The following is a 13,595-nucleotide window of genomic DNA, read 5'->3' as shown; positions in this document are numbered from 1 at the left end:
TCATGTTACAAGAACAACACCCCGCGGCCGGATTTCTTCCCCGCCAGTGGCGCGGCGGGCCTAGCCGGCCAGGGCCCCGCGTTCCTTCAGCTGCTCCTCGGTCTCGAACAGCACCGGCGGGATGTCCGGCAGACCACGCCGCTCACGTGCCTCCTTCACCCGCTGCTCCTGCTCGCGCACCGCCGGCTCGCGGGAGCGCAGCAGCGCGTACAGCGGCGAGGCCACGAAGAGGGAGGAGATGAACGCGACGACCTGGCCGATGAACAGGGCCAGGGCGATGTCCATCAGCGTGGCCGCGCCGAAGACGAACACGCCGATGAACAGCACCGCGGCGACCGGGAGGGTGGAGACGACCGAGGTGTTGATCGAGCGCACGGTGGTCTGGTTCACCGCCAGGTTCACCAGCTCGGAGAACTTCATCCGGGTGTTCTCCTGGAAGTCCTGGGTGTTCTCCCGGACCTTGTCGAAGACCACCACGGTGTCGTAGAGGCTCAGCGCCAGCACCGTCAGGAACGCGATGACCGCCGCCGGGGTGATGTTCAGCCCGGTGATCGAATAGATGCCGACGGTGATGATCATCACGCTGAACAGCCCGCCGATGGCTGCCGCGGACATCTTCCAGGTGCGGAAGTACAGCGCCAGCACGAGTGCCGCCAGGGCGATGAAGACCACCAGGCCGGTGAACATCCGCTCGGCGATGTCCTGGCCGAAGGTCGGGCCGATGTAGGTGAAAGTCACGTCGTCCGTGGCCACGCCGTAGGCCGCCACCAGGTTGTCGGCGATGGACTGCATCTGGTCATTGGAGAGCTGACGGGTCTGGATCCGCACCGAGGTGTCGGAGGTCGGGACCAGCTGGGCCTCGGCCTCGGGAGCCACCTCGGAGACGGCCTCCTCGCCGATGGCGGCGGAGGTGTCCTGCACATTGGAGACCGCGAAGGACGAGCCGCCGGTGAACTCGATGCCCAGGTTGAACCCGCCGCGGAAGAACGGCAGCACCGCGGAGAGCACGAGCACGCCGGCGGCGATGCTCAGCCACAGCCGCGCCTTGGGCACGAACGGCAGCGAGGTCTCACCGCTGTGCAGGCGGTTGCCCCAGGAGAAGAACCTGTCCATCATGACTCGTCCTCGTTCCCGCTCGTGCCGTCCTTCTTACCGCTGCCGGTGCCACCGCCGGACCGCGCCGCGGCGGCCGCGGCCTCACGCCGCTCCACGATGGTCTGGCGGCGCCTGGCCTCCTTGGCGGAGCCGCCCCGGCCGCGCTTCTCGCTCACCGTGCGGGCCTTGTCCAGGTCGATGTTGAGCGCGCCGCGGTAGGCGGCCTTCTTCACCCCGAGCTTGCGCGGATCCATGCCCGACCAGGGGTGCCCGTCGCCGAAGAAGCGGGTGCGGGCGAGCACCTGGAACATCGGGTGGGTGAAGAGGATCATGATCAGCACGTCGACGATCACCGTCAGGCCCATCGTGAACGCGAAGCCGCGCACGCTGCCCACCGCCAGGAAGTACAGGATCACCGCCGCGAGCATGTTGACGGCTTTGGAGGCGTAGATGGTCCGGCGTGCGCGCTCCCAGCCGACCTCGACCGCGGACCGCAGCGCTCTGCCGGACCGCAGTTCGTCGCGGACGCGTTCGAAGTAGACGATGAACGAGTCGGCGGCGGCGCCCAGGCCGATGATCAGGCCGGCCATGCCCGCCAGCGAGAGCCGGTAGCCGTAGCGCCAGCTGACCAGGAGCAGCAGCAGATACGTCAGCGCCGCGACGACGCCGATGCTGGAGACCGTCAGCAGGCCCAGGGTGCGGTACTGCAGCAGGGCGTAGCCGATCACCAGCACCAGGCCGATGCCGCCGGCGATCAGCGCGCTGCGCAGGTAATCCGCGCCCAGCGTCGGGGAGATCTGCTCCTCGGACTGCACCTGGAAGCTGATCGGCAGGGAGCCGTTCTTGAGCTGGTTCGCCAGGGTCTCGGCGGAGTCGCGGGTGAAGCTGCCGCTGATCTGCGCCCGGCCGTCGGTGATGATCGCCTGCGAGACCGGGGCGGAGACCACGAGCCCGTCGAGCACGATCGCGAACTGGTTGTACGGCGGCTGCATATTCGTGATCCGCTGGGTGACCTCGCGGAACTGCTCCGTGCCCTCGCGGTTGAACTCCAGGTTCACCACCGGCTCGTTGGTCTGCGCGCCGGTGGAGGTGACCCGGTAGCCGAAGCTGGCGTCGGCGATGGTGGCACCCGAGACCTCCATCGGGCCCAGGATGAACTTCGTGCTGCCGTCCTGCGAGCACGCCACGAGCGGGGCGTGCGGATCGTCCGTGCTGCCGCCGATGAGGTTCTCCGGATCGGAGCAGTCCAGCGCCTCGTACTCGGCGTAGAGCTCCTCGGTGATCTGGGAGGGATCGGAGGGGTTCTCCATCGGCGCCGGCTGGTCCTCGCCGGGGCTGCCTTCCGGGTTCTGACCGGCCGGGCCGGGCACATCGGCGGGCGGCGCCTCGCCCTCGCCGGCACCCTCCTCCGGCTGCGGAGCGGCGACCTGCGTGGCGGCGCCGCCAGCCTCGGGATCGCTCTCCTCGGCGGGGGCATCCTCCGTCCCGTCCGCCTCCTGGGAGCCTTCCGCGTCCTGGCCGCCTGTGAGCTCCTCCAGATAGCGCTGCCCCTCTTCGGAGAGCCCCTCGCTGGGATCGGGCTGCTCCTGGGCCGGGTCCTCCTGCTGCACCACGGCCGGCTGCCCGGGCCCGGTCATGAGGACCGGCCGGAACCGCAGCTGCGCGGAGGCGCGCACCAGCTCACGGGTGCGGTCGTCCGGGTAGACCGGCAGGTTGACGACGATGTTCCGGCCGCCCTGCGTGTTGATCTCCGCCTCGGAGACACCGGTGGAGTCGATGCGCTGGCGGATGATCGCCACCGCCTCGTTGAGCTGCTCGGGGGTGACGTTCTCCCCCTCGTCCAGCTGCGGCTCCAGGATGATGGAAGTGCCGCCGCGCAGGTCCAGCGCGAGTTCCGGGGTGGGCGTCGCGGTGGACCAGACGATGCCGGAGCCGACGATACCGCTCAGCAGTACGAAGATGAATCCGAGCCAGAGGAAGCGGGGTCCGGGCCGGGATTCCGACCCCTTGTACCCGGCCTTCGGCCGGTCGTCCGGCTGGGTTTCAGGCATGGGAGATGACACGGGCTGGTCGTTTCCTACTTCTTGTCTGTGCTGTCTGTGGGCTCGTCGCCGGCCGGACCCTCGTCCGGCCGGTTCTCCCCGGCCGCGGTGCCCGGCTCTGCCGGCTCCACAGCGTCCCCGGCGTCGGGGGCCGCGGCCTCATCGGCCTCGTCGACGGCGACCTCGTCGGCGGCCGGCTCTTCCACCGGGGTGATCTGGCTGATCGCCTGGCGGTGCACCACCAGGCGGGTGCCCGGGGTCGGCTCGATGACGACCTTGTTGTTCTCGGAGTCCACCTCGACGACGGTGCCGAACAGGCCCGCGGAGGTCATGACCTCACGTCCCGGGACGAGGTTGGAGGCGAGATTCGCCTGCTGTTCCTTCTGCTTCCGGCGCGTGTTCATGATCATGAAGATCAGCAGGGCGCCGAGACCGAGAACGAGAATGAGTGAGGGGTCCAAGAAACGTCAGCCTTTCGAAGTCTGTTCGCGTGCCAGCGCCGCGTCAGGTAGTCCAGCACACCACTGTACTGGGTGCGGCGAGTCCTGAGCCACTTCCCGGAACGGTCCTGTGCGCGAGCTGGTCCCCATCCGGATCTCATCCGGGCGCGGTGAGCCCCAGATGGGCCCACGCCGCGGCGGTGGCGACCCGTCCGCGCGGGGTGCGGGCGATGAGTCCCTCCCGCACCAGATAGGGCTCGGCGACGGTCTCCACCGTGTCCGGTTCCTCCCCCACGGACACCGCCAGGGTTCCCAGTCCGACCGGTCCTCCGCCGAACCTGGTGCACAGCATGGTCAGCACGGCGCGGTCGAGGCGGTCCAGCCCGAGCTCGTCCACCTCGTAGATACCCAGCGCCGTGCGCGCCGCAGCCAGATCGATCCGGCCGTCGCCGCGGACCTGGGCGTAGTCGCGCACACGACGCAGCAGCCGGTTGGCCACCCGGGGCGTGCCCCGGGAGCGGCCGGCGATCTCGGTGAGACCCTCCTCCGCGGCGGTCACGCCCAGCAGCGCGGCCGAGCGGCGCAGCACCACGGCCAGGTCCTCGTCGGAGTAGAAGTCCAGATGGCCGGTGAAGCCGAAGCGGTCCCGCAGCGGCGCCGGCAGCAGGCCCGAGCGGGTGGTGGCCCCGACCAGCGTGAACGGCGGGATGTCCAGCGGGATCGCGGTGGCGCCGGGCCCCTTGCCGACGATCACGTCCACCCGGAAGTCCTCCATCGCCACGTACAGCATCTCCTCGGCCGCGCGCGCCATCCGGTGGATCTCGTCGATGAACAGCACCTCGCCCTCCTCCAGGGAGGACAGGATCGCGGCCAGATCGCCGGCGTGCTGGATGGCCGGCCCCGAGGTCACCCGCAGGCCGGTGCCGAGCTCATGGGCGATGATCATCGCCAGGGTGGTCTTGCCCAGCCCGGGCGGGCCGGACAGCAGCACATGGTCGGGGGCCCGCCCGCGTGCCTGCGCGGCGCGGAGCACGAGGGAGAGCTGATCGCGGACCTTGGGCTGGCCCACGAACTCATCGAGCCCCTTGGGCCGCAGCGCGGCCTCGGCGGCGCGCTCGTCCTGGTCGGCGGTGTCGATGCGGGCGTCGATCAGGCGCTGGGCCTCCGCGCCGGCCGTGCCCTCGCCGAAGTCGACCTCGTAGGACTCCTCGCTCATCCGCGCACTCCCCTCGTGGCCGTCATGAGGCGCGGTTCATCCGCTTGAGCGACTCGCGCAGGAGGTCCTGGGTGCTGGCCTCCCCCAGGTCCTGCTGCGCGGCGGCGACGACCTCCGCGGCCTTCGCCTGCGGCCAGCCGAGCCCGGTGAGCGCCTCCACCACCGAATCCGCCGCCCCCGCCGGCGCGATGCCGGGAAGGCCCGCGGGGGCCGCCGCCTGCAGCGCGCCCAGTTTGGTCCCCAGTTCCAGCACCAGCCGCTGCGCGGACTTCTTGCCCACTCCGGGCACCCGCTGCAGCGCGGTCAGATCGGCATCCGCGACGGCCCGGTGGATCTCCTGCGGCGTGAGCACCGAGAGCATCGCCAGGGCCAGCCGGGGGCCGATGCCGGAGATGGTCTGCAGTGTCTCGAACACGCCCCGGGACGCCTCGTCCATGAACCCGTAGAGGGTCATCGAGTCCTCGCGCACCACCAGCGAGGTGTGCAGCTGGAGCTCCTGGCCGCCGCGGACCTCGGCCAGCTGCGAGGCGGGCAAGTAGACCAGATGCCCCACGCTGCCGCCGAGCAGGATGAGGGAGTCGGCCCGCACGGCCTGCACCGTGCCGGAGAGGAAGGCGATCACGTGAAGTCCTTTGCGCGAGCGTGCCGGTTCCGTACCGGGCGGATCCGGCATAGAACGTCCGTACGATTATCAAGCATAGCCGTCGCGCGGACGGATGCCGGGCATATCGGCCTGTGTCAGGACGATGCGGCCCGGATGGCCTCGGCCCAGGCCTGCTGCGCCTTGGTCAGGCCGGCCCCGGCCGGGCGGGCGGCCAGGCGCGCGTCCACGTCCTTGGCCGCGCCCGGGGTGGAGCCGCTGCTGGCGGCGCCGCGCCACAGATGGCAGATCGCCAGTGCCAGCGCATCGGCGGCGTCGGCGGGCTTGGGCGGGCTCTCCAGTTTGAGGATGCGGGTGACCATCCGCGTCATCTGCTTCTTGTCCGCCCGGCCCGAGCCGGTCACAGCGGCCTTCACCTCGCTCGGCGTGTGCATCGCGACCGGGATCCCCCGGCGCGCCGCCAGGCCCATCGTCAGGCCGGAGGCCTGCGCCGTGCCCATGATGGTGGAGACGTCGTTGCGGGCGAAGACCCGCTCGACCGCGACGACATCCGGGCGGTGCTCGTCCAGCCAGCGGTCGAACGCGTCCGCGAGCAGGCCCAGCCGGACGTCGACATCGGCGTGCGACGGCGTGCGGACCACGTCGACGGCGACCAGGGCCGCCTGCCGGGCCGGACGCGAGTCGATCACGCCCAGCCCGCAGCGGGTCAGGCCCGGGTCGACGCCCAGGATCCGCATCGGAAGCCTCCTGCCTGTGCCGGCTCGTCCTTCAGTCCTCGTCGGACTCCAGCTGGGCCATGACCTCATCGGTCACGTCCGCGTTGGAGTACACGTTCTGCACGTCGTCGCTGTCTTCGAGGGCGTCGATGAGCTTGAACACCTTCTTCGCCTGCTCCGCGTCGAGCTGGACCTCCAGATTGGGCACGAAAGCCGCCTCGGCGGAGTCGTAATCGATCCCGGCGTCCTGCAGGGCGGTGCGGACCGCCACCAGATCGGTGGCCTCGGAGATCACCTCGAAGGTGTCGCCGTTGTCCTTGACCTCCTCGGCACCGGCGTCCAGCGTGGCTTCGAGGATGGCGTCCTCATCGGTGCCCTCCGCCGGGACCGTCACGACGCCCTTGCGGGAGAAGTTGTAGGACACCGAGCCGGGATCCGCCATGCTTCCGCCGCCGCGGGTGACCGCCACGCGCACCTCCGAGGCAGCCCGGTTGCGGTTGTCCGTGAGGCACTCGATCAGCAGCGCGACGCCGCCGGGGGCGTAGCCCTCATACATGATGGTCTGGTAGTCGACCCCGCCGCCGTCCAGCCCCGCGCCGCGCTTGATCGCGCGGTCGATGTTGTCATTGGGCACACTGGACTTCTTGGCCTTCTGCACCGCGTCGAAGAGCGTCGGGTTGCCCTGCAGGTCCGCTCCGCCGTTGCGGGCCGCCACCTCGATGTTCTTGATCAGCTTGGCGAAGAGCTTGCCGCGCTTGGCATCGATGGCCGCCTTCTTATGCTTGGTCGTCGCCCATTTGGAGTGACCTGACATGTACGTCATGTTCCTTTCGTGTGTGCGTTCCCCGCGACGAGTCTACTCGCGGCTACTGGCCGGGCTCGCGCAGCAGCGCCCGGCGCACCGAGACCATGCGCTGCCCGATCGTCACCAGGCAGGCCGCGACGAGTGCCGCCAGGCCGATGCTCAGCACCAGCGGAGGCAGCCCCAGGCCCACCAGCCCGGTCAGCACCAGCGCGACCAGCAGCCGGTCCGCGCGCTCGGCGATGCCGCCCTTGGCCTCCACCCCCAGTCCCTCCGCCCGAGCCCGGACGTAGGACACCACCGAGCCGGTGACCAGGCAGAACAGGGCGATGACAGCGGAGAGGCCGTCCTGCTGGTGGGCGACGAACCAGATGGCGATGCCGATGAAGACGCAGGAGTCCGCGATGCGGTCCATGGTGGAGTCCAGGAACGCCCCCCAGCGGCTGCTCCGGCCCGTCTGGCGGGCCATGATGCCGTCGAGCATATCGCCGATCACGAAGAAGGTGATCACGAGCGTGCCGGCCAGCAGCTGGTCCAGCGGGAAGAAGACGAGCGCCCCGGCGCACACCCCCAGCGTGCCGATGACGGTGACGGCGTCCGGCGAGAGCCCGAGCCTCAGCAGCAGCCTGGCCACCGGGGTGAACAGGCGGGTGAAGAACGCCCGCGCCAGCGCGTTCAGCATGGCCCGGTAGTCTCCCGCTCCTGGCGCGACCACTCGCGGCTGAGCGCCTCCTGCACCTGGGCATGAACCTGAGGCAGTGCCTTGGTGCGGGCGACGATGGGCAGGAAGTTCGCATCCCCGCCCCAGCGCGGCACGATGTGCTGATGCAGGTGCGCGGCGATCCCGGCCCCCGCCACGGCGCCCTGGTTCATGCCGAGGTTGAAGCCGTGGGGCGAGGACACCGCCCGTACCACCCGCATGGCGCGCTGGCTCATGGTGGCGATCTCCACCGTCTCCTCCGGCGTGAGGTCGGTGTAGTCGGCCACGTGCCGGTACGGGCACACCAGCAGATGCCCGGGGTTGTACGGATAGAGGTTCAGCACGACGTAGGCGTGATCGCCGCGGGCCACGATGAGGCCTTCCTCATCGGGCTTCTCCGGTGCCCGGCAGAACGGGCACTCGGTGTCCTCAGCGCCGGGTGCCGGCCGGGACTCCCCACCGATGTACACCATCCGGTGCGGAGTCCACAGCCGCTGGAAACCGTCGGGCTCGCCCGGGAATCCCGCCGCCGCCTCAGGTTCCGGCACGCCGGCGGGACCGGCGTCCCCTGTGCCGCCTGTACCGCTCATGCCGTTACACCTGCGCCTTGTCCTCGATGGCCTGGAGGATCCGCGCGACGGCCTCGTCCACCGGCACGCCGTTGTCCTGGCTGCCGTCCCGGAACCGGAAGGACACCGCCCCGGCGGCCTGGTCCTCGGCGCCGGCGATCAGCTGGTACGGGATCTTCCGCTTGGTGTGGGTGCGGATCTTCTTCTGCATCCGGTCGTCGGAGTCGTCCACCTCGACGCGCACGCCGTGGCGCCGCAGCCGCTCGGCCACCTCGTGCAGGTGGGGCGCGTACTCCGCGGCCACCGGGATTCCCACCACCTGTACCGGCGCCAGCCACACCGGGAAGGCACCGGCGTAGTGCTCCAGCAGGATGGCGAAGAACCGCTCGATGGAGCCGAACAGCGCCCGGTGGATCATGATGGGCCGTTTGCGGCTGCCGTCCCGGTCGGTGTACTCCAGGTCGAACCGCTCGGGCAGGTTGAAGTCCAGCTGCACGGTGGACAGCTGCCAGGAGCGGCCGATGGCGTCGGTGACCTTCAGATCGATCTTGGGGCCGTAGAACGCCGCCTCGCCGGGTTCCTCGGTGAGCTGGAGCCCGGTGGCGCGGGCGACCCGGCGCAGCGCCTCCGTGGCCACCTCCCAGACCTCCTCCTCGCCGATCCACTTGGACTTCTCCTCGTCCCGCATGGACAGCTCGAGCCGGAAGTCGCTCAGGCCGAAGTCCTTGAGCAGGGACAGCACGAACTCCAGGACCTTGGCGGTCTCCTCCTCCAGCTGCTCGCGGGTGACGAAGAGGTGCGCGTCGTCCTGGGTGAAGCCGCGGACCCGGGTGAGGCCGTGCAGGGCGCCGGAGAGCTCGTTGCGGTAGACCGTGCCGTTCTCAGCCAGCCGCAGGGGCAGATCGCGGTAGCTGCGGGCCCGCTCCCGGTAGATCAGGATGTGCATCGGGCAGTTCATCGGCTTGAGGTAGTAGTCCACCCCGGGCTTGGTGACGTTGCCCTCGGCGTCGCGTTCCTCGTCCATCGTGATGGGCGGCCAGATGCCGTCGGCGTAGGTCACCAGGTGGTTGCTCGTGACGAACAGGTCCTTCTTGGTGATGTGCGGGGTGTAGACGTAGCTGTAGCCGTTCTCGATGTGCCGGCGACGGGCGTGCTGCTCCATCTCACCGCGGGCGATGGCGCCATGCGGGTGCCACACCGAGAGCCCGGAGCCGATCTCCTCGGGGAAGGAGAACAGATCCAGTTCGCGGCCGAGCCGCCGGTGGTCGCGCCGCTCGGCTTCAGCCAGCCGGTCCTGGTAGGCCTTGAGATCCTCCTTGGACTTCCAGGCGGTGCCGTAGACGCGCTGCAGCGCCGCCTTGGCCTGATCCCCCCGCCAGTAGGCGGCCGAGGACCTGGTCACGGCGAAGCCGCCGCGGATCGGCTTGGTGTCCGGCAGATGCGGGCCCCGGCACAGGTCCTGCCAGACGACCTCGCCGCGGCGGTCGAGGTTCTCGTAAACGGTGAGTTCGCCGGCGCCGACCTCCACGCCGGCCTCCCCCGTGTCCCCCGTGCTGGCGCGGTCGTGGATGAGTTCCAGCTTGTAGGGCTCATCGGCCATCCGCCGGCGCGCCTCCTCCTCGGAGACCACGACACGGCGGAACCGCTGACCGGACTTGATCAGCTGCTGGGCCTTCTTCTCGATGGCCTTCAGATCCTCCGGGGTGAAGGGCTCCGCGGTGTCGAAGTCGAAGTAGAAGCCGTCCTTGATGTACGGCCCGATGCCCAGCTTGGTGCCGGGGAAGAGCTCCTGCACGGCCTGGGCCACGATGTGGGCTGCCGAGTGCCGGAGGATGTCCAGCCCCTCGGGCTCGTCCAGCGTGATCGGCTCGACGGCGTCGCCGTCGCTCAGCTCGCGGTGCAGATCGGCCGGGACCCCGTTGAGCCGGATGGCGATCGCCTCGGGCGTGTCCGTGAACACCTCGGCTCCCGTGGTGCCCGCAGGCACCTCTCGCCGGGTACCGCCGATGGTCAGCTCGATTACGGACACGTGCGGGTGCTCCTTCTTCTCATGCGAAATCGTTCACAACCGTCCACAACCGTTCAGGGACGAGGGAAAGTCTAGCGGTCTTCGCGCGCTCACCAGGTGAAGCGGTAGTCGTCCTGGGAGCTGAAGTCCGGCGCGCTCATCGTGATCGTCAGCTCGCTGCTCTCGGCGGCATCGTGCGGCACGGCGAACGCCAGCTCGACCGTGGCGGTCTCCCCGGCCGGGACGGCCGACCAGCTGAGGATGCCGCTCCAGCCGTCCGCGGCGGAGAAGACCTCCTCGGCCTGCTCGCCCCCGGAGTGCGTCATCGCCGCCAGCGGCAGGCCGGGCTCGAACTCCTCGCCGCTGGTGTTCTCGATGACGACCTCCGCCACGACGACCTCTCCTCCGGTGGAGTCCGCCCCCACCGAGGTGTCAGCGGCGGTATCGGTGCGCATGGTGACCGTCATCGTGACCCCGTCGGCGACCTCCTCGGTCTGCCCGCCGGAGGCCTCGCCGCCGGAGCCGCTGCCCTGCTCGTTCCCCTCGGTGGCTTCTCCGCCGCTGCCCTGTTCCGTCGCCTCTCCCTGGCCGGAGCCCTCGTCCTGCTGTTCCGGTGCGGTGCTCTCCTGCGAGGACGACGGGCTGTTCTGCTCGGCCTCGCGGGCGAGCATATTGAATCCCGCCACCGCCAGGATCGTCATGGCGATCGCCAGCAGCACCGAGATACCGCCGGTGATGATGCCGGTCAGGCTCATGCCCTTGTTGGTGGCCTTGCCGGCACCGACCGCGCGGAAGCCCAGGATGCCCAGCACGACCGCTGCCCCGCCGGTCAGCAGAGCCAGCAGCCCGATGAAGGGGATCCAGGCGAACAGCAGGGTCGCGATGCCGGCGATGAGGGCGATCACGCCCAGGAAGTTCTTGGAGGTGTCCGGCGGCTGCTGACCCTGCTGCCATGCCGGGTCGCCGTAGGGCGCCTGGCCGTACTGACCGTAGGCCTGCTGCCCATAGGGATCCGGCTGGCCCTGGCTGCCGTACTGCCCGTACTGCTGGCCCTGCTGGGCGTACTGCTGGCCCTGCTGATAGGGGTCGTACTGCCCGCCGCCCTGGCTGCCGTACTGCTGCTGACCCTGCTGATACGGGTCGTACGATCCGGGCTGGCCCTGCTGGCCGTAGGGATCAGGCTGGTACTGGCCATGCTGACCGTGCTGGCCGTAGGGATCGGGCTGCTGGCCGTAGGGGGGCTGCTGAGGCGGGACGGACATGATGCTTCCTTGAGGGGCGAGAAAGAACGACGTGCGGACCCCCTTAGCCTACGCGTCTTCTCCGTCCATCAGGCCCCCGGCACGGCCCCGGTGCCAGGACCGCTACGTACCGGACGGCCACATGCTGCGGCCCCGGGGTTACCGCCGGGCTCACAGGCAGAGTTCGTCTCCGGCGCCGCGAAGGCAGATCGGCAGGCTGGTCGTCTCGGTGAGCTCGAAGCCGTCCCCGGCCTCGGCGATCACGACGGTGTACCGGTGCCCGGCCACGCTGTCGTCCCCCATGCCGCCGGTGACGTCCACGGTGTACTCACCGCCGCCGTGCCCCTCCGGCACGGCCGCCACCACCCACTCCGCCTCTCCGGGCGTGCCGCCGTCCTGCTGCCGCTCGGCGGCGCGGATGCCCACCCCAGAGGCGATCTCGAGCGGGTCCTCGGCGGGAGGCACATCGGAGAAGTCGGCGGTCTCGCCCTGACCGGCCTCGGGAAGATAGCCGAGGAACTGCGTGCTCACCCAGCCAACGCCGTCGCCGAGGCGGATCTCGGCCCAGGACCCGCCTTGGCCCTCGTCGTCCAGCACCCGCTCGCGACCGGCCAGGGTGACCTCCGCGGTGGGCGGGAGCGCGCCGAGCTCCTCGCCGTCCGCGCCTGGCACGCCACGGACCACGAGACCGCCGTCCGGGTCGTCGTGCGCGACGCCCACGACGTGGGCCACGCCATCCGCCTCGGAGAAGTACGCGGACAGCTCCTCGCCCGGCAGCTCGGCATCGGGCACCGGCTCGGTTCCCTCCAGCGGTCCGGCACCGGTGCCGTCTCCGTTGGACTCGCCGTTCTCCGCGGTCTCGGTCACCGCCTCGGGGACGGTGGGCTCATCGCCGGACGGTTCCACGGAGCCGCCGCAGGCCGAGAGCATCAGGACGGCGGCCAGGGTCAGGGCGGGCAGCGGGCGTGCGATGCGGTGCACGGGACCTCCAGGCATTCCGGTGACGGGCGACACATCCAGGCTGTCACACCCGGGTTCACGGCGCATATCCGCCCCCGGGCCGAAGCCGCCGGTCCGGGGCCAAGGCACAGCGAAGGCCCGGAGCCGAGGGCTTCCGGGCCTTGTGTGCTGGTGCGCGATACTGGGATCGAACCAGTGACCTCTTCCGTGTCAGGGAAGCGCGCTACCGCTGCGCCAATCGCGCTCGAAGGGTTCGAGCACCCTTATGCAGCGGGCCCGTACGAGTACGCACCCGCGTTTTCCTTGTCCTGCCGGGGAACCCCCGGCCTGTGCGCGATACTGGGATCGAACCAGTGACCTCTTCCGTGTGAAGGAAGCGCGCTACCGCTGCGCCAATCGCGCTGGTGCCTCAAGTCGCCGACACGAGGACTTCGAGGTGGAGATGGGATTCGAACCCACGTATACGGCTTTGCAGGCCGCTGCCTCGCCTCTCGGCCACTCCACCGCGAGACGATAGTACACCTGTCTTGCGAGCGGACGACGGGACTCGAACCCGCGACCCTCACCTTGGCAAGGTGATGCTCTACCAACTGAGCCACGTCCGCATGCTTCGAGGAGATTTTCCCGGGCTTTCCCCGGTGCTTTCCTCGCTGCAACGAGTCTTAACTGTACACGCCATCCAAGGGAATGCAAAATCCGCCGGTGACCTCGGAACTCGCTCGTGGCGCGGGCACAGGATTCCATAGGATGAAGGCCGATGGAAGCGCATCCCCGGCCCCGCCGCAGACCGCCCCGGCTCTACCGACTGAGCCGGCTCCAGGCGTTGCGCGCACGCGAGCGGGTGCGCGCCAACCGGCACGTGGACCGGGGTTACCGGGCCCTCATCGGCGTGCTCGGGGGCTGCATCGTCGTCCTGGGGCTCATCATGGTCCCGCTGCCGGGGCCGGGGTGGCTGGTGGTGATCGCCGGCATCGCGCTCATCTCCACCGAGTTCCACTGGGCCCGCAGGCTGTTGCGGTTCACCCGGCGCAAGGTCCTCGCCTGGGGACGATGGGTGGCCGCACAGCCGCTGTGGGTGCGCGGCGTCCTCGGCCTGGGCACCTTCCTGTTCGTCAGCGCCGTGGTCTACGGCCTCCTGCTGGTCACGCGGTTGCACGAGTCCTTCCTCCCGGCGGGACTCCTACCGGAGTGGACCGGTCTGTAGA

At 69.9% G+C, this 13,595-nt stretch carries 13 protein-coding genes and 4 tRNA genes; 1 reads left to right on the top strand and 16 read right to left on the bottom strand.

Annotation, left to right across the window (positions count from 1 at the left end):
* Positions 1-60: 60 nt before the first annotated feature.
* The 16 genes from secF to IEW13_RS10205 all read right to left on the bottom strand — a co-directional run bounded on the left by secF (position 61) and on the right by IEW13_RS10205 (position 12,995).
* A complete protein-coding gene (gene secF / locus IEW13_RS10280) occupies positions 61-1,116 on the bottom strand; it encodes a protein translocase subunit SecF (protein WP_308420812.1) in 1,056 nt (351 codons plus the stop codon).
* On the bottom strand, positions 1,113-3,146 hold the full coding sequence (secD, locus tag IEW13_RS10275; RefSeq protein WP_188550822.1) for a protein translocase subunit SecD: 2,034 nt from the start codon (positions 3,144-3,146) through the stop codon (positions 1,113-1,115). Before secD ends, secF begins: the two co-directional genes overlap by 4 nt.
* A gap of 26 nt (positions 3,147-3,172) precedes the next feature.
* Complete coding sequence (gene yajC, locus IEW13_RS10270; RefSeq protein WP_188550821.1) at positions 3,173-3,598, bottom strand: preprotein translocase subunit YajC; 426 nt, start codon at positions 3,596-3,598, stop codon at positions 3,173-3,175.
* 136 nt (positions 3,599-3,734) lie between these two features.
* Positions 3,735-4,793: a Holliday junction branch migration DNA helicase RuvB gene (gene ruvB / locus IEW13_RS10265; protein ID WP_188550820.1), complete on the bottom strand. Its 1,059-nt coding sequence runs from the start codon at positions 4,791-4,793 to the stop codon at positions 3,735-3,737.
* Positions 4,794-4,815: 22 nt separating this feature from the next.
* On the bottom strand, positions 4,816-5,415 hold the full coding sequence (gene ruvA, locus IEW13_RS10260) for a Holliday junction branch migration protein RuvA (RefSeq protein WP_188550819.1): 600 nt from the start codon (positions 5,413-5,415) through the stop codon (positions 4,816-4,818).
* A gap of 116 nt (positions 5,416-5,531) precedes the next feature.
* Positions 5,532-6,131, bottom strand: coding sequence for a crossover junction endodeoxyribonuclease RuvC (gene ruvC / locus IEW13_RS10255; protein ID WP_188550818.1), 600 nt, complete (start codon positions 6,129-6,131; stop codon positions 5,532-5,534).
* A 31-nt stretch (positions 6,132-6,162) separates the two neighbouring features.
* Positions 6,163-6,924, bottom strand: a complete 762-nt coding sequence (locus tag IEW13_RS10250; protein ID WP_188550897.1) for a YebC/PmpR family DNA-binding transcriptional regulator — start codon at positions 6,922-6,924, stop codon at positions 6,163-6,165.
* Positions 6,925-6,976: 52 nt separating this feature from the next.
* The gene (pgsA, locus tag IEW13_RS10245; RefSeq protein ID WP_188550817.1) at positions 6,977-7,594 is read right to left on the bottom strand and encodes a phosphatidylinositol phosphate synthase; all 618 of its coding nucleotides are present in this window, start codon (positions 7,592-7,594) and stop codon (positions 6,977-6,979) included.
* Positions 7,588-8,202, bottom strand: coding sequence for an HIT family protein (locus IEW13_RS10240; RefSeq protein WP_188550816.1), 615 nt, complete (start codon positions 8,200-8,202; stop codon positions 7,588-7,590). The genes pgsA and IEW13_RS10240 overlap by 7 nt, the downstream gene beginning before the upstream one ends.
* A gap of 4 nt (positions 8,203-8,206) precedes the next feature.
* Complete coding sequence (gene thrS / locus IEW13_RS10235; protein WP_188550815.1) at positions 8,207-10,210, bottom strand: threonine--tRNA ligase; 2,004 nt, start codon at positions 10,208-10,210, stop codon at positions 8,207-8,209.
* Positions 10,211-10,299: 89 nt separating this feature from the next.
* A complete protein-coding gene (locus IEW13_RS10230) occupies positions 10,300-11,451 on the bottom strand; it encodes a DUF4190 domain-containing protein (RefSeq protein ID WP_188550814.1) in 1,152 nt (383 codons plus the stop codon).
* A gap of 150 nt (positions 11,452-11,601) precedes the next feature.
* Positions 11,602-12,411 (bottom strand): SH3 domain-containing protein, encoded by an 810-nt coding sequence (locus IEW13_RS10225; protein ID WP_188550813.1) that lies wholly within the window; start codon positions 12,409-12,411, stop codon positions 11,602-11,604.
* A gap of 148 nt (positions 12,412-12,559) precedes the next feature.
* A tRNA-Val gene (locus tag IEW13_RS10220) sits at positions 12,560-12,634 on the bottom strand.
* A gap of 86 nt (positions 12,635-12,720) precedes the next feature.
* Positions 12,721-12,792: transfer RNA gene (locus IEW13_RS10215), tRNA-Val, on the bottom strand.
* Positions 12,793-12,824: 32 nt separating this feature from the next.
* Positions 12,825-12,895: transfer RNA gene (locus IEW13_RS10210), tRNA-Cys, on the bottom strand.
* Positions 12,896-12,922: 27 nt separating this feature from the next.
* Positions 12,923-12,995, bottom strand: a tRNA-Gly gene (locus IEW13_RS10205).
* 152 nt (positions 12,996-13,147) lie between these two features.
* Between IEW13_RS10205 and IEW13_RS10200 the strand changes: the two genes are divergently transcribed.
* Positions 13,148-13,594, top strand: a complete 447-nt coding sequence (locus IEW13_RS10200; RefSeq protein ID WP_188550812.1) for a TIGR02611 family protein — start codon at positions 13,148-13,150, stop codon at positions 13,592-13,594.
* Position 13,595: the final 1 nt, after the last annotated feature.

Source organism: Sediminivirga luteola (genome assembly GCF_014639315.1).
GTDB classification, from domain to species: Bacteria; Actinomycetota; Actinomycetes; order Actinomycetales; family Brevibacteriaceae; genus Sediminivirga; species Sediminivirga luteola.
Note: the sequence above shows the minus strand (reverse complement) of the source record. Positions and strands in the feature narration are given on the sequence as shown.

Bases quoted from the DNA above. Each gene is read 5' to 3' on its own strand.
- secD (WP_188550822.1), bottom strand. From the start codon at position 3,146: ATGCCTGAAACCCAGCCGGACGACCGGCCGAAGGCCGGGTACAAGGGG.
- secF (WP_308420812.1), bottom strand. From the start codon at position 1,116: ATGATGGACAGGTTCTTCTCCTGGGGCAACCGCCTGCACAGCGGTGAG.
- ruvC (WP_188550818.1), bottom strand. From the start codon at position 6,131: ATGCGGATCCTGGGCGTCGACCCGGGCCTGACCCGCTGCGGGCTGGGC.
- ruvB (WP_188550820.1), bottom strand. From the start codon at position 4,793: ATGAGCGAGGAGTCCTACGAGGTCGACTTCGGCGAGGGCACGGCCGGC.
- pgsA (WP_188550817.1), bottom strand. From the start codon at position 7,594: ATGCTGAACGCGCTGGCGCGGGCGTTCTTCACCCGCCTGTTCACCCCG.
- IEW13_RS10250 (WP_188550897.1), bottom strand. From the start codon at position 6,924: ATGTCAGGTCACTCCAAATGGGCGACGACCAAGCATAAGAAGGCGGCC.
- IEW13_RS10230 (WP_188550814.1), bottom strand. From the start codon at position 11,451: ATGTCCGTCCCGCCTCAGCAGCCCCCCTACGGCCAGCAGCCCGATCCC.
- IEW13_RS10200 (WP_188550812.1), top strand. From the start codon at position 13,148: ATGGAAGCGCATCCCCGGCCCCGCCGCAGACCGCCCCGGCTCTACCGA.
- IEW13_RS10240 (WP_188550816.1), bottom strand. From the start codon at position 8,202: ATGAGCGGTACAGGCGGCACAGGGGACGCCGGTCCCGCCGGCGTGCCG.